A 22,636-nucleotide genomic window follows, 5' to 3' on the forward strand; every position below is an offset into this window, starting at 1 on the left:
CGGTCATAGCCCACCCTGTCGCGGTTTGGCCCGTTCCGCCAGCATCGCATCCAGCTCCTGGTCGAGCTCGTCCCCGATCGCTGTTAGCACTTCACGATTCAGCGCCCCGAGGGCGTCCAGTGGCGGCTCGGAGCCATCCGCGCAAAACGCGCGGACCAAGAGCTGGAGCCCCTCTGCGGCAGTGGCGTGCACCGAGCACTCGGCCAGAGCTGAGGCGAGGTCTTCCGGGTCGTTGATCGACTCGATCAAGTCCAACGCATCCGTGAATCTGCCGAGTGCCAGTAAGCCAGAAACTAGTGCGGCCAGCGCGAGCTCGCCAGCCGTGATCTGGCTCTCCACAGCCGTCTGAAGGCCGATCGAGCTGTCACCCTTCATTCTTCGAGCAGCTGCGAGGCTCTTGGCACGGGCGTACAGCTGTCTCAATCGGCCGGAGTCGAACTCGCCTCTCAACGTCCCCCGGGCCGAAGCTAGGCGCCGGGACTCTCCAGTCATCGCTCGGACAACGTCTCAATTCAGGTCAACCCGAAGGCTCGTTCGATGGTCTGTGTGACGGAGTTTCCCGCAGCGTCATGTGCTGTGGTGCGCAGGCTCGCGTAACGCGCCTTCGACGGCGCGTCCAGTCTTGCGTGCCAACTGAGGCCCGACCGCCGGGTCGCTATGCTCCGCCAGCTCGCTCCGTCGTCGTACGAAACCTCTATCGACACCCTGTTAATCGTCCCGCTGTTCTCTGTGCCGGAGATATGCGACGGCGTGATTGCAAGATCGGTACGCCGGTGGGCTTGGCCGGCGAGTTCAGTCGAGACGCCGTAATCGAGCTGGATCAGCGGCAAAGTCTTCAGGTGAGTGGGATCCGTCTCGGCCGAGGCGAAGCCCCATTCTGTGTGCGTGTGTGGCGAGTAAGGCCGGCTGGGCAGGTTGGGCAGGTTGCGGACGGCGTCTACGTCCAGGCGATAGCGGAGCTCCTGTGGCGGGACCTCGGCGCTCAGGGTGTCGTCGCCTGCAACCACCAGCCGCGTGCCCTGGTGTAGCTCGGTATGCAGCGCAACTCCGCTGAACAGGGTGCCCTCGTGGGGTCCGCTCCCCCAAGCCGGCACCCCGAAGACGTCGATCAGGTTGCCGACTCGGGAAGGCGGCGTCGACAGCGGGTTGTCGCTCAGGAACCTCGGCCGCTGAATTCCGCCGAACCAGGTCTCCCGGACTGTACGCAGCGGCTTGTACGCCGTCGCCGAGCCGAACAGACTCACGTCAGAAGGTACGCTGGCCTGCGTCAGCCACTTTGCTCTCGGGCCGGCGCTCACCCAGACGGTGTACTTTCCCTGCGCGCGCACAGTGCTCGTCGCGGAAGCAACGGCCCAGGTCTGGTCCGGAGACAGGTCGTACCGGATGTCCAACGCTTCGCCCTGCGTGACGTCGCGGAAGGACTCCTCGATCCTGGCGAGGTCCCACGGACGAGGCCGATAGCCGGGGTCGCGCGGGATCGCGCGGTCGTGGTGCTGGACAAGGTCGTACAGATACTCCGGGTACGGATGGGAGACCAGCCTGACCTGCTTAGGGCCCTGACGAAGCTCGAAAATCAGCCTCCCGCCCTCATCACTGTTCAGCGCGGTCACCGGCAGCTTTGGCGCCTCCTCTGCAGGAAGGTCGGACCAGGCATCCAGCGGGCCGTACCCATCGTTGACGAGGATCAACTGCCTCGCGCCCGCCTTCGCGGCTGCTTTGGCTTGATCGATGGCAGTCACCTGGTCATTGCGAAGTACCACGGCGACCTTGCCGCGGATTCCCGCACCCTGGAAGTCCGAGGCCGTTCCTTCGCCCAGGTAGACGAGTGTGGCGAGGTCCGTGCCCGCTCTGGGTTTCGGCGAGAAGCTCTGCACGGTTGGCGTCCACACGTCTTTGCCAGCGGAAAATGTCAGGGCGGCCTGCTGCTGCCGCCAGCGAGTAGCGAACGTGTACTCCCCCTGTGTGACGTTCGTCGTCGGCGTCGCCCACACACTGTCGTAGCGCCACCACTCGAGCTGATAACTGTCGACAAACTGATGCACGTCCGGATAGCTACGGTACTGGTCAATTCGAAGACCGTTGTTGACCGTCGATTGCGGAGTCACCGCAGCGATTTTTCGCAACGTCTTCGCATCGAAGGTCAGGCTGCGGTCCTCGCTCAGTACGACCTCCGGGTTGCTGAGGAGCGCTCGTGTCAGCGAGTGTGCTCTGTCGAGTCCGCGAACATCGGCGTACATCCAGATCGCGTATGTGCTCGTCCGCAGAGTCAGTTCGAGGCGGCCGTTCTGATCGGTCTGATACGACTGCGGCAGGGTGTCGTGCTTGATGTCCTTGACAACAACTTGGCCGCCGGCGAGGCCCGACCCGTCACGGTCCTTGGCATCGATGGACAACTTCGCCCGCTGGCTCTGCTTACTCACGCCGATCGGAGTACGAAGATCACCCGCAGGCCCAGTCGCGGTCAGGAATGCACTGTAGGCAAGCTCCTCTGTGGCCAGTTCCAGGTGCGCCTGTACACCGACCTTGGCGCTTCCGTGGGCCGGCACAGTCACCTGCGATGTCGACAATGTGAGCAGACCAGCAGGAACGTTCTGACCATCCACAGACAGCTGTAGCCGGACGGGATCTGCGCCAGTGTTGGTGTAGACGACGTCCCTGCTGGTTACACCATCGGACGGGTATGGCCACTTCACGGCCTGGAACGCCGAGGCAGTGGCAAACACGGTGCTCTTGACTGCACGAGCCACATCCAGTCGGCCGCTGCCTCCGGCGTACGGGCTGATCCCAGTGATTCGCTTGGTTGTGCTGACCAGCGCGTCCTTGAGCTGGGCACCTGTCCAATCAGGGTGCACCTTGGCCAGCAGCGCGGCCGAGCCAGAGACGTGGGGGGTTGCCTGGGATGTGCCACTCAGGGTCAGGTATGGACCCGTACCTTCTGGCGCATACTGCGACCGCGCGGCCAGTACGTCGACTCCCGGCGCTGTCAACTCCGGCTTGAGCGCGGAGTCACCCAGCCGCGGACCACGGCTGGAGAAGGTGGCCAGTCGGTCGGACTTGTCGACGGCACCGACAGTCAATGCGGCATCGGCCGCACCAGGACCTCCCACACTGTACGGCGCGGGGCCAGTGTTGCCTGCGGCGACCACGAACAGGGCTCCCGTGTCCGCGCTGAGCCGGTTCACTGCCTGACTCAGCACATCATTCCCGTCCGACCCAGAGTCAGATCCCAGACTCATGTTGATCACCTTGGCATGCTGATCCTTGGCGGCCCACTCCATCCCGGCGATGATCCAGGAGTCCTGACCGGATCCGTCATTGCCGAGCACCTTGCCGATCCGCAAGCCGGCACCCGGCGCGACGCCTTGCTCCTTGCCGCCGGATGCTGCACCCGTGCCAGCGATCGTCGACGCGACGTGGGTACCGTGCCCGTGCCGGTCCAGCGCATCCTGCCCCGGCACGAAACTCACCGCGCTCTTGACCTGGCCTTTGAGGTCCGGGTGCTCAGCATCGATGCCGGTGTCCAGCACCGCGACATCGACGCCTTGTCCGGTGTTCCCACCCCGCCAAACCTCCGGAGCGCCGATCTGTGTGGTGGTGTCGGCGAGCGACACCTTCACTTTGCCGTCCAGCCAAACCTTGGCGATCCCGCTCCGCAGGGACTTCGCCGAGCTTGTGGCGTAATCCGGCGCACCAGTCAGCGACGTCCAGAAGGTCGTGGGGGCTGCACGGTCGACGGCCAGCGCGGCACCGTGGATGCTGGCCAGCGTGCGGATTCGGCTGGCCCCGGCCGGGACCGACTGCTTGCGGGCATCGGCGTACGACACGATCAGCGGGAGGTGGCCGGCTTCCGCATCGTCATACCCATCGGCGAGCAACTCGCTGACGTTGAACAACTCCTCGTCGAGCACACCGGACGCGACGTACGGCATAGCAGCCTCGGGGTAGACATAGGTCTTCCCGCCCACAGTCATGATGTGGGCGCCTGCCGGACCGCCGGTCGGCTTCTGCACGGTCGCGGTGACGTGACCATCTGCCGTGGTTGTCGCAGTGACCTTGTCACCCGTAATCAACGTGACCGTTCGGGTCTCTCCGATTCGCGGAACGGCGACGGTCCTCTGAGAGCTTGCGCTTGCATGAACCGGAGAGCTTGTTGTGACCAGCAGCGCCAGACCAACAGCGACGGAGACCAAGCCGCGGGAGAAGGATGTGGACAAGTGAACTCCAAACGGACGCTACCTTGCGGGGCTGAGTCATTCGTTCTCGCCTCACAGGCGGAGGTTTCCGCCTGTGAGGCGACCTGATCTGGCACAAGGCGCAAGTTGTCATGACCGATTGGATGGCGTCGCCCACGCTGGTTACAACCGGAGTGCTCCAGGACATAGCGCAGGATCAACCTACGGTCCCTGTGTATACGCACAGTTGACGACCTGTTGCCGCTACGGGGCCGCATCCGCTATCGACTCCCTGTGTACACATCCGCCTTCAACTGGTGACGGCTGATCCGTCCGGACCACCATCAGCAGCGAAGCAAGCGGGGCACCAGTCCCGCGGGCTTCAGAAAGGTTCTCGATGCCATCCACAATGCGCCGCATGGGCCGTGTGACCACTACGATCCTGAGTCTCATAGCCCTTGGCCTAGCAGCTACAACGACCGCCAACGCCTCCACCGCATCCGAACCGGGCGAGGACCCGGGCTGGGTGCAGCAGACCTACGACGACGGCGACAGCGACGTGATCATCAGATCTCCCGACACCATCGGTGAGGCTGTCGGGACCATCGGCGCTGAGACGCATCGGGTCCGAGTCTGGCGCGGTGCAGACAACCTGATCTATGCGTCCGTCGACGGCGGACCCTCGTTCACGCCTGCGATCTTCGACGCCCACACGGCTGTGGCGCCGCGGATCGTCTGGGACGGCCGCCAGATGATCATCTACCACACGGGCCTAGATGGTCAGGTGTACTACAGCTCCAACTCCGAGTTCCGTCAGCTCTTTTCTGCCGGTGACTGGTCGCAGTGGCGGGTAGCAGCCGTCCCGCGTCTTCGAACGCAGCAGTCTGTGTCGGTTGTGCAGTTGACCGGCCATGGCACTCAGGCCTACATGTCTTGGCGTGGCTATGACCCGTCGGATCCCAATATCTACGGATCGTTCTACGACGGGCGCTTCTGGTCGGAGCCGATCCAGATCACCAACGGACAGAGTTCATACGCCGCGACTCTCACCTGGAACGAATCCAGGCAGCGACTCTTCGCCTTCATCGCGGGCCGCGGTACCGACCAGCTCTACTACGCATACCAGGATTACGGGCGTCCCTGGTCGAGGTTCACGCAACTGGGTGACACCGGCGTGGCCGCGGCCGGATCACCTGCGGCGGCCACGCTCACGAACGGGGACATGGAGATCGCCTACACTGGGACCAACGGGTACGTCTACCACGGCTGGTGGCCTCGTCAGTTCGACTTCCGCAACTGGCAGGGTGTCGTCGGTGGTCTTCGCTCCAACGTCGCTCCCTTCGTCCTCGCGATTGGCTTTCGGGCATACCTCGAAGCAACTCGCCGTCCACTCGCGGGCCAGGCCATCGGTGAGGCTGTCTGGAAAGTCGGTCTCAAGCGCTAGCGTGTCCGCCCACGCCGATTTGTGAATAGCGTTGACGTCCGGGACAAGCCCGCCAGCTATCCCGGACGCCAACTGCACAACAAAAGTTCTGAGCAACGATTGATCAGAGCGATTCCACCGGCCGATCGGCCGGCTCCGGGAAATCTACGCTGGGAGCCGGTCGGAAGGCTGAGTATTAGGTCACTTCAGCTCGGCTGATGTTTTTCCGAGGAGGCGGCGTGCGACGATCAGTTGCTGGATCTGCTGGGTACCTTCGAAGATATCCAAAATCTTGGCATCACGAGACCACTTCTCCAGCAATGAGGTCTCGGCGTAACCGAGGTTTCCCACAAGTTCGACGCAGCGAAGCGTGATGTCGGTCGCGCTCCGACCGGCCTTGGCCTTGGCCATCGAGGCATGGAGCGAGTTGGGCTTCGAGTTGTCCGCCATCCACGCGGCCTCGAGGGTCAGCAGATACGCGGCCTCGTAGTCGGCCTCCAGCTGAATGAAGGTCGCGGCCGCCGCTGTTTGGTCCGCGCTGACGCGGTCGTAGTCGATCTTGACTCGGGCCTCGGCGAGCAGTCGGCGTGTTTCGTCCAAGGCCGCTCTGGCGACTCCGATCGCCATCGCGGCAACCAGCGGACGAGTGTTGTCGAAGGTCTGCATGACCCCTGCGAAGCCCCGGCTCGGATCGATCTCGGGATTGCCGAGCAGGTTCTCCTTCGGCACTCGGACGTTGTTCAGCAGCAGGTGTGCCGTGTCCGAAGCGCGGATCCCGAGTTTGTGCTCGAGCCGAACGACCTCGAAGCCTGGCGTGCCGTGCTCGACGACGAACGACTTTATCGCGCTCCGTCCCAGGTCGCGGTCGAGGGTGGCCCAGACCACGACGGCGTCGGCCCGTTGTCCTGACGTGACGAAGATCTTCTCGCCGTTGAGGACGTACTCATCGCCATCGAGCACGGCAGTGGTGCGAATCGCAGCAGAGTCCGAGCCGCAGTCCGGCTCGGTGATGGCCATCGCAGCCCACTTACCCGCGAATCGCTTGAGCTGATCGTCGTTGGCCACCGAAGCGATCGCGGAGTTTCCGAGCCCCTGCCTCGGCATCGCGAGTGTGAGCCCCACGTCTCCCCAGCACATCTCCATCATCGCCAGGGCCGTCGATACATTGGCTCCGTTACGATTCTGGCCATCGTCGGACCGAGTACGACGTACTCCACCTGCTCCGAAGGCCTTGCCTTCCCCGTTGAGGCTCTCGAACTGATCGGCCAAGGCATCGAGTTCCACCGGATACGTGTGCTCCGCGCTGTCGTAATCTCGTGAGATCGGCCGTAGAACCGCTGCCGCTGTCTGCCGCGCGATCGCGACCAGGGGAACGAACTCTGTGGGCACTTCGAGATTGATCATCAGACCAGCACCGCGCCTTCCATGACACCGACGGCCCGCAGATCGCGATACCACCGTTCGACCGGGTACTCCTTGACGAAGCCGTGCCCCCCAAGTAACTGCACGCCATCCGAGCCGATCTGCATTCCCTTGTCGACGCACAGGCGCCTGGCCAACGCCACTTCTCGGGCATAAGACTCACCAGAGTCGTACCGCGCCGCGGCGCGGTACGTTGCCAATCGCATGCCCTCCAGCTCGACGGCCATGTCGGCGACCTTGAAGGCCACGCCCTGGCGGTGGCTGATCGGCTCGCCGAACGCCACACGATCGTTCACGTACGGAATGACGTAGTCGAGGACAGCCTGCGCTGCGCCGACCGCGAGCGCGCACCACCCGAGTCGAGACAGCCGGACGCATTCCGCGTACGAGCTTGGGTTGCCCTCACCGAGCAGAGCTCTGCGAGGCACCTCGACCTGTGCGATGGCCAGACGCCCCATCCCCGCAGCGCGGACGCCCATTGCGGGAGTCCCCTCGACGCTCACGCCTGGACGGTCCGCCTCCACGACGAAGAGCGCCGGTCCGTGCCCTTCGAGGTCCGCCGCGACCACGAACAAGTCCGCCCAAGCAGCGCGCGGAACCATTGCCTTCACCCCGTCGAGGATGAAGCCCGTCGCCGTACGCCGTGCCGTGGTGCGCAATTCGAACGGATCGAAAAGTGCGTCCGGTTCGGCGATACCCAAGGCTGCGGCCGGCACGTTCTCGGCCACGAATGCAGGGAGATAGCCCTCCTGCGCCGCACGGTCTCCCCAGAGGACCAGCGCTGTACTGACGGCTGACGACGCAAGGCAGGCAACGGCGAGTCCCATGTCAGCCTTGGCGAGCGCCTCGGTAATCAGAACGCCCGTCACTGCGGAACGTGTGGTGTTGAGGCCACCGAGATCCTCGGGAACCGCAAGCTGAGTGAGGCCGAGTCCAGCCGCTTTCGCGACGACCTCGTCCGGTGCTGTGCAGGTCTCGTCGGCAGCGGCGGCTCGCTCGCGCAGCTGCTCGGCGCCGAACTTTGCGACCATATCCCGAATCAACTGCTGGTCTTCAGTGGGATTGAGGTCGAACATCCTTGGCGTCGGGCCGGGCTCGGGCCGCACGGGGTGAACCCGCGTCATGGGGGAATCGTCAGCGCTCGCGATAGACATCGCGCGCCTCCTGAAGGGTGGGACGTGGACAGATGCGACTCATGCCGCCGATCAGCAATCGGTACTGACCAGTAGCGAGATTCACGCTGTCATCGGGTGATTGACAAGGTGTATACGGAGCATCGATTGAGTCGTGCAGGTCACGTCGACAGCGCATGCAGGTGGTGTCGACTCCACCGGAGCAGGGTGTTCACATGACCCGCGAAGAAAATGCCCAACTCGTGAACGCGCTGCGCCAGGCCGTCAGTGGCCACGTGACATCGCTCTCGAGTAGCGACTGGACGACCGAGCGGCTCGCCTGGCACACACACGTGCCACAGGAGCCCGCTGCGATCGTTCACGTCGCCAATGCCGAAGATGTACAGATAGCCGTGCGGCTCGCGTCAGCCTTCGGGTACGCCGTCGCCGCACAGCCCCGAGGACACGGAGCGACTGCGCACACTGCCGATGATGTCGTCCTGCTTCGCTTCGAGGAGCTCGACGAGATCGTCGTGAAGGATGATGTCGTCCGAGTCGGAGCCGGAGTTGCGTGGCGTGAGCTGAATGCCGCCCTCGACGGTCTCGGGCAAACATCCTTGCCAGGAAGCAATGGTGACACCACCGTTGTCGGCTACACGATCAGCGGCGGGCTCAGCTGGTTCGGCCGACAGTACGGACTGGCAGCCCATCACATCCGGGCCGTGGAGCTGGTCGACGCATCCGGAGCACAGCAGCGCGTGACCGCCGAGAGTGATCCAGAGCTGTTCTGGGCGCTCCGCGGCGGCGGAGGCGACTTCGGCATCGTCACCGCGATGGAACTCGACCTGATGCCGGCGCCCAGCATCTACGGTGGCCGCAAATTGTGGTCCTCCGAGAACGGTCGAGCACTCCTCAGGGCGTACGCGGAGATCACCAGCACGGCGCCCGATGAGCTTTCCCTCTGGGCCTGGCTGATGAACATGCCGGATCTGGAAATGGTCCCCGCGCCGATGCGCGGCCGGCTGATGATCGGCTTCGGCATGACCTACCTCGGAGACCCCGACGAGGCGGAGAAGCTCCTCGCCCCGCTGTACGCCGTCGCCGAGCCCGAGATGGGCGAATTCGCCACGATCACAACCGGCACCGTCGCAGCCATCGCGGCCGAGCCCGACGACCCGATGCCCGGAATGGGGCGGACGCACCTGCTGACCGGGCTCACGGATCTTGCCATCGACAGCCTGCTCGACGAGCTGGGCAGCGGTTCCTCCCCGATCGCGATCATTCAGATCCGGCACCTAGGAGGTGCCTTCGGCCGCGCGAATATCGTGGACGGCCCCGTCGGCCTGATCGAGGAGCCCTACATGGTGCTTCTGGGCGCGGTGGCAGCTACACCCGAACTTCAAGGTTTGATCAACCAAGCGTTCGATCGGGTGTCCTCCGACCTCGAGACCTCCGTCAGCGGCCGGGTGCCGATGACCTTTGCCGACGAAGCCCAGATCGAGCAGATCTTCATGCCGACCTCCCTGGCCCGGCTGCGCGAGATCAAGTCCCGGGTAGATCCGGAGAACCTCTTCCGCAGCAACCACCCAGTGGCTCCGCAGAACCATCCCCTCTGGTAATCGTCTCGCAACGATCGACGCAGCGTCACCGGTTTCGGCACGGTGGCGCTGTCGTTTCTGTAGGCAGCCCCTGGTCGCGCTCGGAAATGGAGGTGCGAGTCGTCGCATCCGGCCTCGGCGGCGCCATACCAGGCGAAATCGTGCGTGTCCTCGGGCTTGATGGCCACGTCGGCCAGCCTGGACTGGCGGCAGGTGCAGCGACCTGATTCACGGCGGCCAGCTGTTCCCTGGGGTCCGTCGATGTCACCTCAGTGAGCGAAGCCCTGGTTCTCCGGTCAGAGTCCGAGATCGCGGGAGATCAGCATCTTCTGGACCTCGCTGCTCCCCTCACCCACCTCGAGGATCTTCGCGTCGCGGTAGAACCGCGCGACGGGCGTCTCGTTGATGAAGCCCATGCCGCCGAAGATCTGAGTGGCGTCACGGGAGTTGTCCATCGCCGCGTTCGACGAGACGAGCTTGGCGATCGAGGCTTCACGTTTGAATGGCTCGCCGCGGAGCATCTTGGCGGCCGCGGCGTAGTACGCGAGCCGCGCGACGTGGGTTCGGGCCTCCATCTCGGCGATCTTGAAAGCAATCGCTTGGTGCTTGCCGAGCGGCTGTCCGAAGGTCTCGCGCTCCTGCGCGTAGCGGACCGACTGATCGACGCAGCCCTGGGCCAGGCCGACGGCCAGCGCCGATACGCCGACGCGGCCCTCATCCAGCGTCGAGAGGAATTGGGCATATCCGCGGCCGAGCTCCCCCAGCAAGTTGCTCGCCGGGACCCGAACGTTGTCGAAGGCGAGCTCGTGGCAGTCAGCCGCACACCAGCCGACCTTCGAGTAGCCCGGTGCGACCGTCAGGCCCGGCGTACCGGCGGGCACGATGATCGTGGAGATCTCCTTGCGACCCTCCGGACTGGTGCCGGTCACCGCGGTGACGGTGATCAGACCGGTGATGTCCGAACCTGCGTTCGTGATGAAGGCCTTCGAACCGTTGATCACCCACTCGTCATCCTGCAGCACGGCGGTGGTGATCGTGTTACTGGCGTCCGATCCGGCACCGGGCTCCGTCAGCCCGAAAGCCCCGATCATCTTCCCGCTGGTGAGTTTCGGAAGCCACTCGTTCTTCTGGTCCTCCGTGCCGAACCGGTAGATCGGCATGACTCCCAGCGTCAGGCCGGCCTCGAGCGTCACTGCGATCGACGAGTCGACACGGGCCAGCTCCTCGATCACCACGCAGACGGCGAAGAAGTCACCACCCTGACCGCCGTACCTCGCCTCGAACGGCAGGCCGAACAGACCCATCTCGCCCATCTTCGCGACCAGGTCGTACGGGAACGCGTGGCGCTCGTAGAAGTCACCGATCACCGGGGCGACTTCCTCGCGCGCGAAGATCTCGACTGTCTTGCGCAGGGTCTCGTACTCGTCGTCTAGTCTGTTGTCGATCACGGAAGTCCTCCGGGGATGGATGCCATGTCATGGCAGCGTCAGCCGCGGCATTGGGGCCAGCGGCAACAAAAAGCCGGTGACGTCTTCGTCGGGACGCACCTTGAGCCAGCTTCTTCGGATCGTGGCAGAGGCGGGCGAGGCGCGACAATGCGGCGAGCTGGCATTACCCCCGTGCGAGGGTGGCCGGTCGCGGGTGACCTGCCGCAGAGTCGAACCATGCTGTCCTTCTCACGAGGTGAAGCGCGTCCGTCCCTCATCGTCGAGACGATCGGCGCCAATCTGGAACGAATAGTCGCAGAACACGGCGGCCGGGAAGCACTCGTCGAGATGGCGACCGGCCGGAGATGGACGTATGCCGAGTTCAACGCGGACGTCGACAGACTGGCCCGCGGGTTGCTCGCGGCCGGCGTCGCCAAGGGTGATCGGGTTGGGATTTGGGCGCCGAACTGCGCGCGCTGGGTGATCACGCAGTACGCGACCGCCAAGATCGGTGCGATTCTCGTGAACATTAACCCGGCCTACCGGACGCACGAACTGACCTATGCACTCAATCAGTCCGGAGTATCGCTCCTGATCTCGGCCAGTACCTTCAAGACCAGCGACTATCGAACGATGATCGATGAAGTCCGCAGCGAGACTGACCTGCGACGCGTCGTGTTTCTCGACGGCCCTGATTGGGACGAGTTGCTCGACGCGGCGACCGGCCAGGAAGATGTGGCCGCCCGGATGGCGGAGCTGGATCCGGCCGACGCCATCAATATCCAGTACACGTCGGGCACGACGGGCTTTCCCAAGGGCGCGACGCTGAGCCACCACAACATCCTCAACAACGGCTACTTCGTCACCGATCTGATCAACTTCACCCCCGAGGACCGGCTGGCCATCCCGGTGCCCTTCTACCACTGCTTCGGCATGGTGATGGCGAACCTGGGCTGCACCACCCACGGCGCGGCGATGATCATCCCCGGTCCGGCCTTCGACCCGGCAGCCACTCTGCGAGCCATCGAGCAGGAGTCCTGCACCGGGGTGTACGGCGTACCGACGATGTTCATCGCGATACAAAGTCAGCCAGACTTCCTGGACTACGACCTGTCGACGCTCCGGACCGGGATCATGGCCGGCGCCCCGTGCCCCGTCGAGGTCATGAAGCGCTGCATCGACGAGATGCACATGGCAGAGGTGTCGATCTGCTACGGAATGACGGAGACATCGCCTGTGTCGTTCCAGACCAGGACCGACGACGATGTCGACCGGCGTACCTCGACCATCGGGCGGGTGCACCCCCACGTCGAGGTCAAGGTCGTCGATCCCGAGACCGGCGGCACGGTTGAGTGCGGGACGCCCGGCGAACTCTGCACCCGTGGGTATTCGGTCATGCTGGGCTACTGGGACGAGCCGGCGAAGACCGCCGACGCGATCGATGCGGACGGCTGGATGCACACCGGCGACCTCGCGGTGATCCGTGCGGACGGCTACGCACAGATCGTCGGGCGGATCAAGGACATGATCATCCGCGGCGGGGAGAACATCTATCCTCGAGAGATCGAGGAGTTCCTCTACACGCACCCCGACGTCGTCGACGTCCAAGTTGTCGGCGTACCGGATGAGAAATACGGCGAAGAGCTCTGCGCCTGGATCCAGGTGCGGTCCGGTCGTCCGCATCTCGACGCAGAAGCCGTCCGCGCCTTCGCGACCGGCAAGCTGGCTCACTACAAAGTACCCCGCTACGTCCTGACCGTTGATGCGTTCCCGACGACGGTCACCGGCAAGATCCGCAAGGTCGAGATGCGCGCAGAGTCCGCAAGGATCCTTGGACTACCGGTGTCCGCTACGTAGCGAGGGCCGAACCCCGGCCTCCATTCGCCCGACCCAAAGCGTTTCGTATCAGTGTTCCGTAACGCTGTTCCCAATATGCTCGACGACTGCTACGGTCGGCGTTGTGCCGAGACTCAAGCAGCGAACCGCTGCGCTCCGAGAGCGTGGAGTGGCCAGTGCGCTGGCCGTGCTCGCAACCAAAGGGCCGGCTGGGCTGACCACGCGTGCCGTCGCCCAGCACGCCGGCGCGTCAGTGCCTGCGATCTACGAGGTCTTCGGCGACAAGGCCGGCTTGATCCGGGCCGTGTTCTTCGAGGGATTTCGCCTTCTCGGCGACGAGCTAGCGGGTGTGGAATCAGGCTCGGATCCGTTCGCGTCGCTCGAGGCCTGTTGCGCCGTCTTCCGGACGTTCGTGCTGACCAATCCGGTACTGGCACAAATCATGTTCTCGCGACCGTTCGCGGACTTCGAGCCCACTCCCGAAGACGAGCAAGCAGGTGTCAAGGTGCGAGAGGTCTTCGTCGGGCACGCTCGCGCCGCCGTTGCGGCCGGCCTCCTCAACAAAGATCCCCGAGACGTCGCACACCTTGTCTTCGCACTCGCCGAAGGCCTGTCCGCGGCCGAGGGCGCCGATCGTCTGGGCGACTCACCACAGTCGACGGAGCGCCGCTGGCGGCTGGGCTTCGACACGCTCTTCCAGGGCCTGGGGCCTGCAAGGAGGAAGACGGAGCGGGCTCCTTCTGAGGTCGATGCGCAACCGCCGGCCGGTTTCGTCCCCTACACATGTCCCAGTCCCTACCTCGAGCTGATCGGTCCGGTATACGAGGCAGCGAGAGACACCCTGGTGGCGGGGCTTTGGCTGGACCACCGCCACACCAACACCCGCGGGCTCGCACACGCTGGCGTGCTGGCCACCTTGGCCGACACGTTGCTCGGACACACGGTTCTTCGCAAGCACCCCGACTCGCCCCCGATCGTGACAGTTTCCATGACGACGGACTTCGTGGGATCAGCCCGGGTGGGGCAGTGGTTGCAAGGCGAGGCCGAAGTGCACCGACATGGATCCCGACTCTCGTACGCGAGCGCCAAGCTCATTGCCGACGACCAAGTCGTCATGACCGCCAGCGGCGTTTTCGCCAGTCAACCAGCCAGCCGGGCCGCGGGCTCACGGTAGCCCCGTCTCTCCACCTTCCACCATCAGGGAGGGCACGATGCATGACCACCTCGCCGCCCGGCGAGCGATCCAGGAACTGCTGCCCGAGCGAATGGAACGTCTCCGGCGCGTAGCCGGCGTCCCGGTAGTACTCGGCGGGGCGACACGCTACGGCCCGGATGGGACGACACTCGTCCTCGATCGGACGCTGGGGACCTATGGCGACGCCTTGATCGGACTCTCGATTCCCGCGGGGCGCGGTCTCGGGGGCTGTGTCATCCGCCAGCGGGTACCTCTTCGCGTGCATGACTACGCGACGGCTATGGGCATCACGCACGATTTCGACTACGTCGTGGTCGGAGTCGAGGAGCTGACCTCGATCCTTGCTGTGCCGATCCTCATCCACGGGGAGGTGCGGGGAGTTGTCTACGGCGCCGCACGTGACCACCGTCCCCTCGGAGACAGAGCCGTCCGGGCTGCGACCGTCATGGCCGATCAACTGCAGCAGGACATCGAGCGGCGACTCACTGAGCAGACGACCGATCCCACCGTCGGGCCGACGACAGCGCTGGCAGAACTAGCAGCGGTCATTCGCGAGACCGCGGAACCCAGCTTGCGCGCCAGATTGGTCAGAATCCAGCGCGGCTTGATCAACGACCCGACACCGAAGCGATGTAGTCAGCGATTGTCTCCACGCGAAGTGGACACCCTGAAGCTCGTAGAGATCGGTGAGAGCAACCTGGAGATCGCGACGCGACTCGGGATCAGCGTCGAGACCGTGAAGGCCTACCTGCGTTCGGCGATGCGCAAGCTCGAAGTTCACAACAGAACAGCAGCTGCCCACCGAGCGCGCCTCAGCGGGGAGCTGTAACCGTCAACCAGCTCGGCCACAATCTTTTCATTGCGCCGTTGACGACATGTATACCCGGCGAAACTAACCTTGTGGCTGTCCAACGGGTGTTCGCCGTTGCCGTACTGCGCCGCCCCTTGGGCTCGCGATCTATGACCCATACCGCCGGGGCCCTCGTTGTGGTCCGCCGCGCCGCCCTGACAGTCCTGTCCCGCGTCTATCGCGCGGCACGGTCTGACCACCGGCAAACACAACACCACGACAGCCCTGCGCTTCGAGAGGACAGTGATGGGAACCGCGCGTGCCGAAAAGCTGATCATCGGCGTACCTTCGCTCTATTGCCCGTTTCCTTTCTCGATTCATCCGCGGACCGAGGTGCTCCAGCGGCGAACGCTGACCTGGATGGAGAAGCACGAATTCTTCCGGCTCCCCCGCGTGCAGTCCGTGGTCGACGGAAGTAGCTGGGTCAAGGCCGCCGGGCTGACCTGGCCCGTCGGTGACGACCTCGGAATGCGAGTCATTGCGGACTGGTCGATGATCATCCGTGCGCTCGACACACTCGTCTTCGAGAACAACGGGGCGTCGGAGACCAGCGCCCGAATGGAAGCCTCCACGTCGCGGGCAGCAGCGCGGTTGGTGCGCTTGCTGGAGGTGCCGGACTCGGAACTGCTGGCCGACAACGATCCTTTTCTCGCGCCCTGGCGGGACGTGGCACGCCGGTTCAATGCGACCGCGACCCCGGCGCAGCGCCACCGATGGATCGACGGCCACCGGAGCATGTTGACCGCCGTCACGTGGGAGCGCGTGTACGTCGTGTCCAACGAGATTCCGACGCTCAACGAGTACGCGTCCATTCGGATGCACACCATCGGCGTCGGCCCGGTTCGCGCGGCGATAGAGTTCACCCGCTGCATAGATGTACCGGACGAGGAAATGTACTCCCCGGTTGTTCAGGCCATCAACGAGGCCTGGGGGTTGCTCGCCGGCTGGGACAACGACCTGTTCTCCTACAGCAGGCATCGGATGCTCAACGGTGGTCGCGAGCCAGTCCTCAACCTGGTCGGTCTGCTCATCTTGACGCACGGCTATTCCTTGCAGGATGCCTTCCTTCACGCGGTCGAACTGCGGAACCGAGTGATGCGCCTGATCGTTCGCCTCCGCGCTCAGATCATGCCGCTGGCCAGTCCAGACCTGCGGGCGTACCTCACCGGGGTCGTGTGTGCAATCAGGGGCTCCCTCGACTGGTACAACCAGCGCCAGGTCGAAGGATCCTCCAGCGTCGATGGCCTGGACAGCGCGCCCGACCTCGAACTCACGGTGCAGCTCACAGACATCTCCGCGCCGGACGCCGACAAGCCCATCGATATGCCTGCCATCGCTTGGTGGTGGGACCTTCTAGAAGGGTGAGCTGCTCGCCGACTCCTCGATCGGAGGCAACGGCGAGGCCGGCAGGCAAGCCGATGTCAATCCCCTGTCGACACCCATTCGGTCTGCTGGCGGTGTCACCTGAAACCGGGTGATACCGCATGCAACGATCGGAGCAACTCATGACCTCTGCCACCAGTCGCCTCGGCGCCACCCTCGTGGCATCGGTGGGGATCATCGCCGCCCTCACCACTACGGCTAGCGCAGCACCAGCGCAGCCTGCCGAAAACCACTATCTACAGTTCACGAATCACGCCGCCTATGTCGCACAGACCTGCTACCACTGGCTACCGACCGGGGTCGCCGGCGACTACTGCCACACCAATCGGCGCAATGGACAGACCTGGCGGGCCTATATTCCCGCACAAGCGACCTCGGTTGAGGTCAGTTTTGACTATGCTGGCGGCAAGTACCATCAGTTCGACAACAGGACGCTGTCGAACGATCGCAACTGGTGCTACACCCTGCTAGGAGCTACCCAGAACGCGTATGCCTCTGGATCAGGTTGCCCAAGCTGATTATCTGAGCGTGCTTCGACCTACCAGCAACTGACGTAAGTGTTACGTAACGTCGATACAAGCGTGCTCATCAAAGCCTCCAGATACCGTTTTGAATACGCATTCTTCTCATACATCTGGAGTGTTCCGCCATGAGCACGCTTGTCCTGATAGGTCTTCTCGGAGGCTTGATCACCGGAGTCTCCCCGTGCGTTCTGCCCATGCTGCCCATCGTCTTCTTTGCTGGCACCGGCGCGACCACGCCGCCGGGCGATACCGCCGGTCGGCTGCTGGTCGAGGGACCGGCGACTGGCCGGGCGTCCAGCCGGCGGCCGAGCCGCATCATCGCGGGCATTGTCGTCAGCTTCAGCCTCATCACCTTGACCGGCACGGTCCTGCTCTCCGCGCTCGGCCTCCCGGACAGCTTGCTCCGTTGGGCAGGACTTGTCGTACTGACGTTGGTCGGCCTCGGGCTGATCATCCCGCAACTCGGCCATCTACTTGAGCGTCCCTTCTATCGTCTGCCGACGATCTCCCAGGAAAGGGACCGCGGCGGATTCCTTCTGGGCCTTGGGCTAGGCACCTTGTACGTGCCCTGTGCAGGTCCCGTCCTCGCCGCTGTCACGGTTGCCGGAGCAACCGGAACTGTTGGATGGAACACCGTTGTGCTCACGCTGGCGTTTGCTGTTGGTGCAGCCTTCCCACTGCTCGTCTTCGCGTTGGCCGGATCACGGATCTCCGAGCGGCTCACCAGCTACCGGCATCGCGCACGGATCTTCCGCACGATCGGCGGGATCGTCATGATTGTCCTGGCGCTGTCTCTTTCTCTCGGTGCAACCAACGCGGTACAGCAGGCCATCCCGAGCTACACCAGCGGTCTCGAGCAAAAGATTGCCGATGCCCTACGGCCCGGCGGAAAGCTGGCGCCGGCGAACGGAGCTGACGGAGCCAAGCTGGACAGCTGCACCCCAGGTGCCGTCGATCTCGCCGACTGCGGGCCCGCGCCGGAGATCCGAGGCACCCAGCAATGGTTCAATGCGCCCGCGGGCCGCCCTGTGACGCTGGCCGGACTCAAAGGCAAGGTTGTTCTGGTCGACTTCTGGACGTTCGACTGCATCAACTGCGAGCGGGACAACCCACACATCGGCCGGCTGTACGACGCCTACAAGGACCAGGGGTTCGAGGTTGTCGGGATCCACACGCCGGAGTACTCCTTCGAGCGGGACGCCGGCAACGTGGCCAAGGCTGTTCGCGACAAAGGCATCGCCTACCCGGTCGGCCAGGACAACGACTACGCCACCTGGAACGCGTTTCGAAATCAGTACTGGCCTGCCAAGTACCTGGTCGACGCGACCGGAACAGTTCGGTCCATCAACTTCGGCGAGGGCGGCTACGCGCAACTGGAGAGTCAGATCCGACAGCTGCTCACCGATTCCAACCCGACGATCAAGCTCGGAGAACAGGTGGAGATGTGACGATGGAGTCAGCCTGTGTGGACCGATTGTCGATCAGACGCCAGCAGACTTGGCGTGATTCGCTCGACGACGTCTGAGAGGGCCGCGGACGTCTCCCCTGCTGCCCTACACGAAAGATCCAGGAGACAACTGATGAGCACGACGACCTTCGCCCAAGCCTCGGCGGTCACGCAGCGAGCTCCACTGGAGTTCGATATCGAGATCAACGATCGGTGGAGCGCGGCGAGGTGGCCGAACGGGGGCTATCTTCTGGCCACCGCCGCAAGGGCAGCGCTGGCAGTCGGCGATCATCCTCATATTCTTTCCGCCACCGCGCAGTACGCCCGGCCACCAAAGCCCGGCCCCGCTCAGGTGCTCCTTGAGCAGATACACATGGGGCGTGGTGTGAGCCAGATACGCGCCACATTGAGGCAGGACGACGAGGTGCGAGTCGAGAGCATGCTCACGCTTGGTTCGTTGATGAAGGGGGCATCCACCGACTGGCAGAGTGACTCGCCAAGCTTCCCGCGGCCGGGGGTGTACCCCGCTCTCCGCGTACCGAGCGTCGCTCCATCCGGTGATCCGGTGCCGATCATGGACGAGATCGTCATACATATGGACCTCGACACCGCCTTTTGGCTCGAGCCGTCCGGTACAGGTGAACTCCGTGCGTGGCTCTCGCTGCCTGACAACGAGCCGTTCGACCCGGTGTCGCTAATCTTCGCCAGCGACGCACTCCCGCCGGCGACGTTCGACATCTATCCCACCCGGTGGGCTCCGACGATCTCGCTCACGACATACATTCGTGCGCTACCGGCCGATGGTCCCGTACGGATCCTCCAGCGGGCCAACATGGTTCTCGACGGACAAGTCGACCAGTCCTGCTACATCTGGGACCGCACGGGCAAATTGGTTGCTCATAGCACTCAGCTGGGAACCCTTCGCTGAGCTTGCGGTCAGGCGGCAACGGAGTCTGTCCCGACCCCACGATCGGAAAGTCGGGACAGACTCGTGGAATGAGCCGGTTAACTCAGCGGCGGACGACCTCCATCTGGGCCATCATGCCGAGGTCGGCGTGACCCAACAGGTGACAGTGATAGAGATAGCGGCCAGTGAAGTCCCCGAAGCGCATGATCAGCCGGACGGACTCACCGGGATTGATCAAGATGCTGTCCTTCCAGCCGGCCTCCAGCGGACCGGCGGGCTTGCCATCGCGATCCAGGACCTGGAAGCGGACCAGGTGAGTGTGAAAGACGTGTGGGATGGGCGGCGACTGGTCAGCGTTCCGCACGGTCCAGATTTCCGTGTCCCCGAGACGCGGCTTGATATCGATCCGGTTCGGGTCGAACGCCTTGCCGTTGATCTCCATCTGTGTAGCGGCCTGGTTGAACTGGAAGACGAACTCGCGCCGCACCGTGGCCACTGCCTCGCGCAGACGCGGCACGGGGACAAGACGCTTCCCGACAGGGCCAAAGGCCGACGTCGCACGTTGGGTCACGTCGAAACGCATGACATGCGGAGACAAGCCCGTGGCAACGAGACTGTTCCGGAGCTCGAGTTGCGTGCCGATCGGATACTTCGAGAAGTCGATGACGATCTCGTACCGCTCTGACGGCGACAGGGTCAGGCCGTTCACCGCTACCGGCGCACTCAGAAGGCCACCGTCGGAGGCGATGACCTGGAACTGTTCGCCATCGCCCAGGCTCAGTTGCTGAATTCCGTCCAGCGATGAGCCGTTGAGCAGGCGGAATCGATAGGGCCGCTGCTCCACCTCCAGCACCGGCGTCGGACGCCCATTCACCAAGGTCACATCCCCGACGATGTCGCGCGGACCCGGCATCCGCAGCGAGCCGTCCGCATTGAACAGCCGATCCTGAAGAACCAGCGGCACGTCGTACTTGCCCGTGGGTAGGCAGAGACGTTGTTCGGCACGATCCGTCAGGAGATACAACCCGGTGAGACCGCGATAGGTGTGCGGTGATTCGAGATGATGGACGTGATCGTGGTAGTAGAGCGTCGCAGCCGGCTGGCGGTTCGGGTACAGATACCTGCGTGAGCCTCCCGGCTGGATTTCGTCGCCGGGCAGACCATCGGAAGCAGACGGCACGTTTCCGCCATGGAGGTGAACCGCGGCAGGCTCAGGCAGTTGGTTTCGCTGCTGGACGATTACGGGGCGACCGGCAACTGCCTTGATCACCGGACCGGGAGACTCACCTCCGTACGTCCAGAGGTTACTGGTGGCTCCGGGCAGCAACTCGACGTCCGTCGTGCGCATCGTGATGTCGTAGTAGTCCACGCTGCCGAGTCGTCGCGGTCGCAACACCGGTGGGACCGTTAACGCACGGTCGAAAAGTGGGATCGGCGGGCTCGAAGTCGCCGCGTTGGCAGTTGCGCTGGTCGGCGACAGCACCAATCGCTCCAAGGGCGCGGCGGCAGCGGCGGCAGACAAAACACCGAGCGCCAAGACATTCCGACGACTGATCATGGAAGCTCCTTGGCACTGGGCGCGATGGCGTGCGGAGGGATGGAATGAGACGAGTGGCGGAACCGGATGAAGGCCGCGCTGAGACGCGGGGGGACGGATCGATGCTCAGTCACCAGTGGCGGGTCTGTGGGACACATGTGACCTAGGGAATCCTGGATCGGTCGACAGGTCGTAGACAGCGCGTAGGTGTCGTCGGCAGCGATGCTTCGACTACAAGACGAAAGGGACGGCAACGCAAACCAACTGAGCTGCGTTACCGTCCCTTTGGTGCCTTGCACGGGAATCAGTGGCCCCTGACGTGCTCACCAGCGACTGACTCCAAGCGGTGTTTACTTGTAAACGGAGTACCAGTCCTGGGGCCAGCTGACCGGAATGTTGAATTGGCTCTCTGAGTAGCTCCCTCGGTTGCTATACCAGCGGACGGTCACGGCACCCTTGAGCCAGAGCGTGCCAAACTCCGCGCATCCGTTCTTGACAAGCGTGATCGGCGCCTGCGCAAAGTGTCCGTTCTGGTCTGTGCCCCAGATCGTGGCTGAGAAGGCGCTTCCACAAGCCTTCACGTGCTGGCCGTTCGAGCCGGCTGCTGCCGGCCCGGCCGCCGCGAAGGCGGCGGCGGTTGTCAGAACCGCTACGCCTACAATCGACCCTACGCCACGTGCCATCTTCATAAGAGGTCCTCCTTAAGTCATTGGGTTCCGATCGCGGAACCTGGGCGGTGCTCTCAGCCCACACGACAGTCGTCGACATCGAGTCGACGTTCCATTGCCGGGAGCCTCGATGTTGCATCGCGACATCGTGCTGTGAGCCGGTCAACGAGCCTCAGCCTCGGGCACTCTGGGTGGATTCGCCGTCAGGTAAATGGCGTTGACCCAGATCTGAGTAAGGCTGTCGACCAGTCGGTCCTGGGTGAGTGCAGGTTCATCACCTACCGAGGTCGCATGCATGGCACGTTCGTTCATCAAGCTGAGTGCGATTGCCAGTTCCCTGGCCGGCACTCCGGCCGGGGCCATACCACCCTCTCGCTCGCGCTCGATCGCTGCCGCGACCCGTTGGACCCAACGCTCCATGATCAGAGCCCAGAGGTCCCTGATCTGCGGATGTCCGGGCCGCAGTTGGGCAACGGCCTCGATCACGGCCCGGTGCTCTGTCCAGGTCCGGACCGAGGCAAGGATCCCCGAGTGCCACAGGCCGAACGGATCACCGTCGGCATTCTCGTACCTTCGATCAGCAGCCTCGAAAGACGCCTGCGCGATCCGATCCAGCAGCGCGAGCACAACGTCCGCCTTCGACGAAAAGTAGAAGTAGAAAGCCGGTCTCGAGATTCCGACGATCCTCGTCAATTCCTCCACCGAGATAGCCTGCAACGGTTTCTCGCCTAGCAGGTGGTGCGCGGCATCCAGAATCGCTTGCTCCCGGTCGTCACCCGAGACCCGAGGAGTGCGCCGCCCGCGAACGGGGGCCGGTTCCTCGTCGGAAAGGCCATACATGGTCACCACTTCAATCGTCCCGGTCCTACCAGACTTCCGTGTGCGGGACTTCCAGGCGCCGGCGAACCCCCGGAGAGCCCGAGCCGACGCACCGTCTTTCCTTCCCAGATCAAGCAGCATCCCAGGCAACGGATTACACCATCGGACCTGACGCGAGTGGACATGGCGTAAACAATCGGTGCCGCCCCATCCGGCACTCGTGACGGCAGGTCCCGACTCGAACTGGAGGGGTTACCCACGGATGCCCGCGGACCGGTCCTGCACGTCCCGAGCACGGCGAAGGCAGCAGTCGGGA

General features: G+C 63.9%; 17 protein-coding genes. 9 read left to right on the plus strand and 8 right to left on the minus strand.

Annotation, left to right across the window (positions count from 1 at the left end):
* Nucleotides 1–3 precede the first annotated feature (3 nt).
* A complete protein-coding gene (locus ACIA49_RS33460) occupies nt 4–375 on the minus strand; it encodes a hypothetical protein (protein WP_396381939.1) in 372 nt (123 codons plus the stop codon).
* Nucleotides 376–512: 137 nt separating this feature from the next.
* Nucleotides 513–4,010, minus strand: coding sequence for a S8 family serine peptidase (locus tag ACIA49_RS33465; protein ID WP_396381940.1), 3,498 nt, complete (start codon nt 4,008–4,010; stop codon nt 513–515).
* Between the two features lie 580 nt (nt 4,011–4,590).
* Here ACIA49_RS33465 and ACIA49_RS33470 point away from each other — a divergent pair.
* Entirely contained in the window at nt 4,591–5,616 is a 1,026-nt protein-coding gene (locus ACIA49_RS33470; protein ID WP_396381941.1) for a hypothetical protein, read from the plus strand.
* Between the two features lie 180 nt (nt 5,617–5,796).
* On the opposite strand, the gene ACIA49_RS33475 is transcribed toward ACIA49_RS33470, so the two are convergent.
* Nucleotides 5,797–6,717, minus strand: coding sequence for an acyl-CoA dehydrogenase family protein (locus ACIA49_RS33475; protein WP_396381943.1), 921 nt, complete (start codon nt 6,715–6,717; stop codon nt 5,797–5,799).
* A 281-nt stretch (nt 6,718–6,998) separates the two neighbouring features.
* Nucleotides 6,999–8,171: an acyl-CoA dehydrogenase family protein gene (locus tag ACIA49_RS33480; protein WP_396381945.1), complete on the minus strand. Its 1,173-nt coding sequence runs from the start codon at nt 8,169–8,171 to the stop codon at nt 6,999–7,001.
* Between the two features lie 194 nt (nt 8,172–8,365).
* Here ACIA49_RS33480 and ACIA49_RS33485 point away from each other — a divergent pair, with 194 nt between their 5' ends.
* Nucleotides 8,366–9,748: an FAD-binding oxidoreductase gene (locus ACIA49_RS33485; protein ID WP_396381947.1), complete on the plus strand. Its 1,383-nt coding sequence runs from the start codon at nt 8,366–8,368 to the stop codon at nt 9,746–9,748.
* Nucleotides 9,749–10,023: 275 nt separating this feature from the next.
* Here the strand turns inward: ACIA49_RS33485 and ACIA49_RS33490 are convergent, their stop codons facing one another.
* The gene (locus ACIA49_RS33490; RefSeq protein WP_396381949.1) at nt 10,024–11,175 is read right to left on the minus strand and encodes an acyl-CoA dehydrogenase family protein; all 1,152 of its coding nucleotides are present in this window, start codon (nt 11,173–11,175) and stop codon (nt 10,024–10,026) included.
* Between the two features lie 216 nt (nt 11,176–11,391).
* Between ACIA49_RS33490 and ACIA49_RS33495 the strand changes: the two genes are divergently transcribed.
* The 7 genes from ACIA49_RS33495 to ACIA49_RS33525 all read left to right on the plus strand — a co-directional run bounded on the left by ACIA49_RS33495 (nt 11,392) and on the right by ACIA49_RS33525 (nt 19,317).
* Nucleotides 11,392–13,011, plus strand: a complete 1,620-nt coding sequence (locus ACIA49_RS33495; protein WP_396381950.1) for an AMP-binding protein — start codon at nt 11,392–11,394, stop codon at nt 13,009–13,011.
* A gap of 148 nt (nt 13,012–13,159) precedes the next feature.
* Nucleotides 13,160–14,164 (plus strand): WHG domain-containing protein, encoded by a 1,005-nt coding sequence (locus ACIA49_RS33500; protein WP_396381951.1) that lies wholly within the window; start codon nt 13,160–13,162, stop codon nt 14,162–14,164.
* A 37-nt stretch (nt 14,165–14,201) separates the two neighbouring features.
* Nucleotides 14,202–15,014, plus strand: coding sequence for a LuxR C-terminal-related transcriptional regulator (locus tag ACIA49_RS33505; RefSeq protein ID WP_396381952.1), 813 nt, complete (start codon nt 14,202–14,204; stop codon nt 15,012–15,014).
* 513 nt (nt 15,015–15,527) lie between these two features.
* Complete coding sequence (locus tag ACIA49_RS33510) at nt 15,528–16,400, plus strand: terpene synthase family protein (protein ID WP_396381954.1); 873 nt, start codon at nt 15,528–15,530, stop codon at nt 16,398–16,400.
* 140 nt (nt 16,401–16,540) lie between these two features.
* Nucleotides 16,541–16,936 (plus strand): hypothetical protein, encoded by a 396-nt coding sequence (locus tag ACIA49_RS33515; RefSeq protein ID WP_396381955.1) that lies wholly within the window; start codon nt 16,541–16,543, stop codon nt 16,934–16,936.
* 131 nt (nt 16,937–17,067) lie between these two features.
* Entirely contained in the window at nt 17,068–18,390 is a 1,323-nt protein-coding gene (locus ACIA49_RS33520; protein ID WP_396381957.1) for a cytochrome c biogenesis protein/redoxin, read from the plus strand.
* A gap of 132 nt (nt 18,391–18,522) precedes the next feature.
* Nucleotides 18,523–19,317 (plus strand): thioesterase family protein, encoded by a 795-nt coding sequence (locus tag ACIA49_RS33525; RefSeq protein ID WP_396381959.1) that lies wholly within the window; start codon nt 18,523–18,525, stop codon nt 19,315–19,317.
* Between the two features lie 82 nt (nt 19,318–19,399).
* Here the strand turns inward: ACIA49_RS33525 and ACIA49_RS33530 are convergent, their stop codons facing one another.
* From ACIA49_RS33530 to ACIA49_RS33540, 3 genes are all read right to left on the minus strand, one after another.
* Nucleotides 19,400–20,854, minus strand: a complete 1,455-nt coding sequence (locus ACIA49_RS33530) for a multicopper oxidase family protein (RefSeq protein ID WP_396381960.1) — start codon at nt 20,852–20,854, stop codon at nt 19,400–19,402.
* A 329-nt stretch (nt 20,855–21,183) separates the two neighbouring features.
* Entirely contained in the window at nt 21,184–21,522 is a 339-nt protein-coding gene (locus tag ACIA49_RS33535) for a hypothetical protein (RefSeq protein ID WP_396381961.1), read from the minus strand.
* Between the two features lie 141 nt (nt 21,523–21,663).
* The gene (locus tag ACIA49_RS33540; protein WP_396381982.1) at nt 21,664–22,341 is read right to left on the minus strand and encodes a TetR/AcrR family transcriptional regulator; all 678 of its coding nucleotides are present in this window, start codon (nt 22,339–22,341) and stop codon (nt 21,664–21,666) included.
* Between the last annotated feature and the right edge of the window lie 295 nt (nt 22,342–22,636).

The sequence above is a fragment of the Kribbella sp. NPDC051587 genome, from assembly GCF_044453945.1.
Taxonomy (GTDB): domain Bacteria; phylum Actinomycetota; class Actinomycetes; order Propionibacteriales; family Kribbellaceae; genus Kribbella.

Excerpts from the sequence above, each read along its gene's own strand:
- ACIA49_RS33460 (WP_396381939.1), bottom strand. The coding sequence starts at position 375 with ATGAAGGGTGACAGCTCGATCGGCCTTCAGACGGCTGTGGAGAGCCAG.
- ACIA49_RS33470 (WP_396381941.1), top strand. The coding sequence starts at position 4,591 with ATGGGCCGTGTGACCACTACGATCCTGAGTCTCATAGCCCTTGGCCTA.
- ACIA49_RS33480 (WP_396381945.1), bottom strand. The coding sequence starts at position 8,171 with ATGTCTATCGCGAGCGCTGACGATTCCCCCATGACGCGGGTTCACCCC.
- ACIA49_RS33485 (WP_396381947.1), top strand. The coding sequence starts at position 8,366 with ATGACCCGCGAAGAAAATGCCCAACTCGTGAACGCGCTGCGCCAGGCC.
- ACIA49_RS33495 (WP_396381950.1), top strand. The coding sequence starts at position 11,392 with ATGCTGTCCTTCTCACGAGGTGAAGCGCGTCCGTCCCTCATCGTCGAG.
- ACIA49_RS33505 (WP_396381952.1), top strand. The coding sequence starts at position 14,202 with ATGCATGACCACCTCGCCGCCCGGCGAGCGATCCAGGAACTGCTGCCC.
- ACIA49_RS33510 (WP_396381954.1), top strand. The coding sequence starts at position 15,528 with ATGATCATCCGTGCGCTCGACACACTCGTCTTCGAGAACAACGGGGCG.
- ACIA49_RS33515 (WP_396381955.1), top strand. The coding sequence starts at position 16,541 with ATGACCTCTGCCACCAGTCGCCTCGGCGCCACCCTCGTGGCATCGGTG.
- ACIA49_RS33520 (WP_396381957.1), top strand. The coding sequence starts at position 17,068 with ATGAGCACGCTTGTCCTGATAGGTCTTCTCGGAGGCTTGATCACCGGA.
- ACIA49_RS33525 (WP_396381959.1), top strand. The coding sequence starts at position 18,523 with ATGAGCACGACGACCTTCGCCCAAGCCTCGGCGGTCACGCAGCGAGCT.
- ACIA49_RS33530 (WP_396381960.1), bottom strand. The coding sequence starts at position 20,854 with ATGATCAGTCGTCGGAATGTCTTGGCGCTCGGTGTTTTGTCTGCCGCC.
- ACIA49_RS33535 (WP_396381961.1), bottom strand. The coding sequence starts at position 21,522 with ATGAAGATGGCACGTGGCGTAGGGTCGATTGTAGGCGTAGCGGTTCTG.
- ACIA49_RS33540 (WP_396381982.1), bottom strand. The coding sequence starts at position 22,341 with ATGTATGGCCTTTCCGACGAGGAACCGGCCCCCGTTCGCGGGCGGCGC.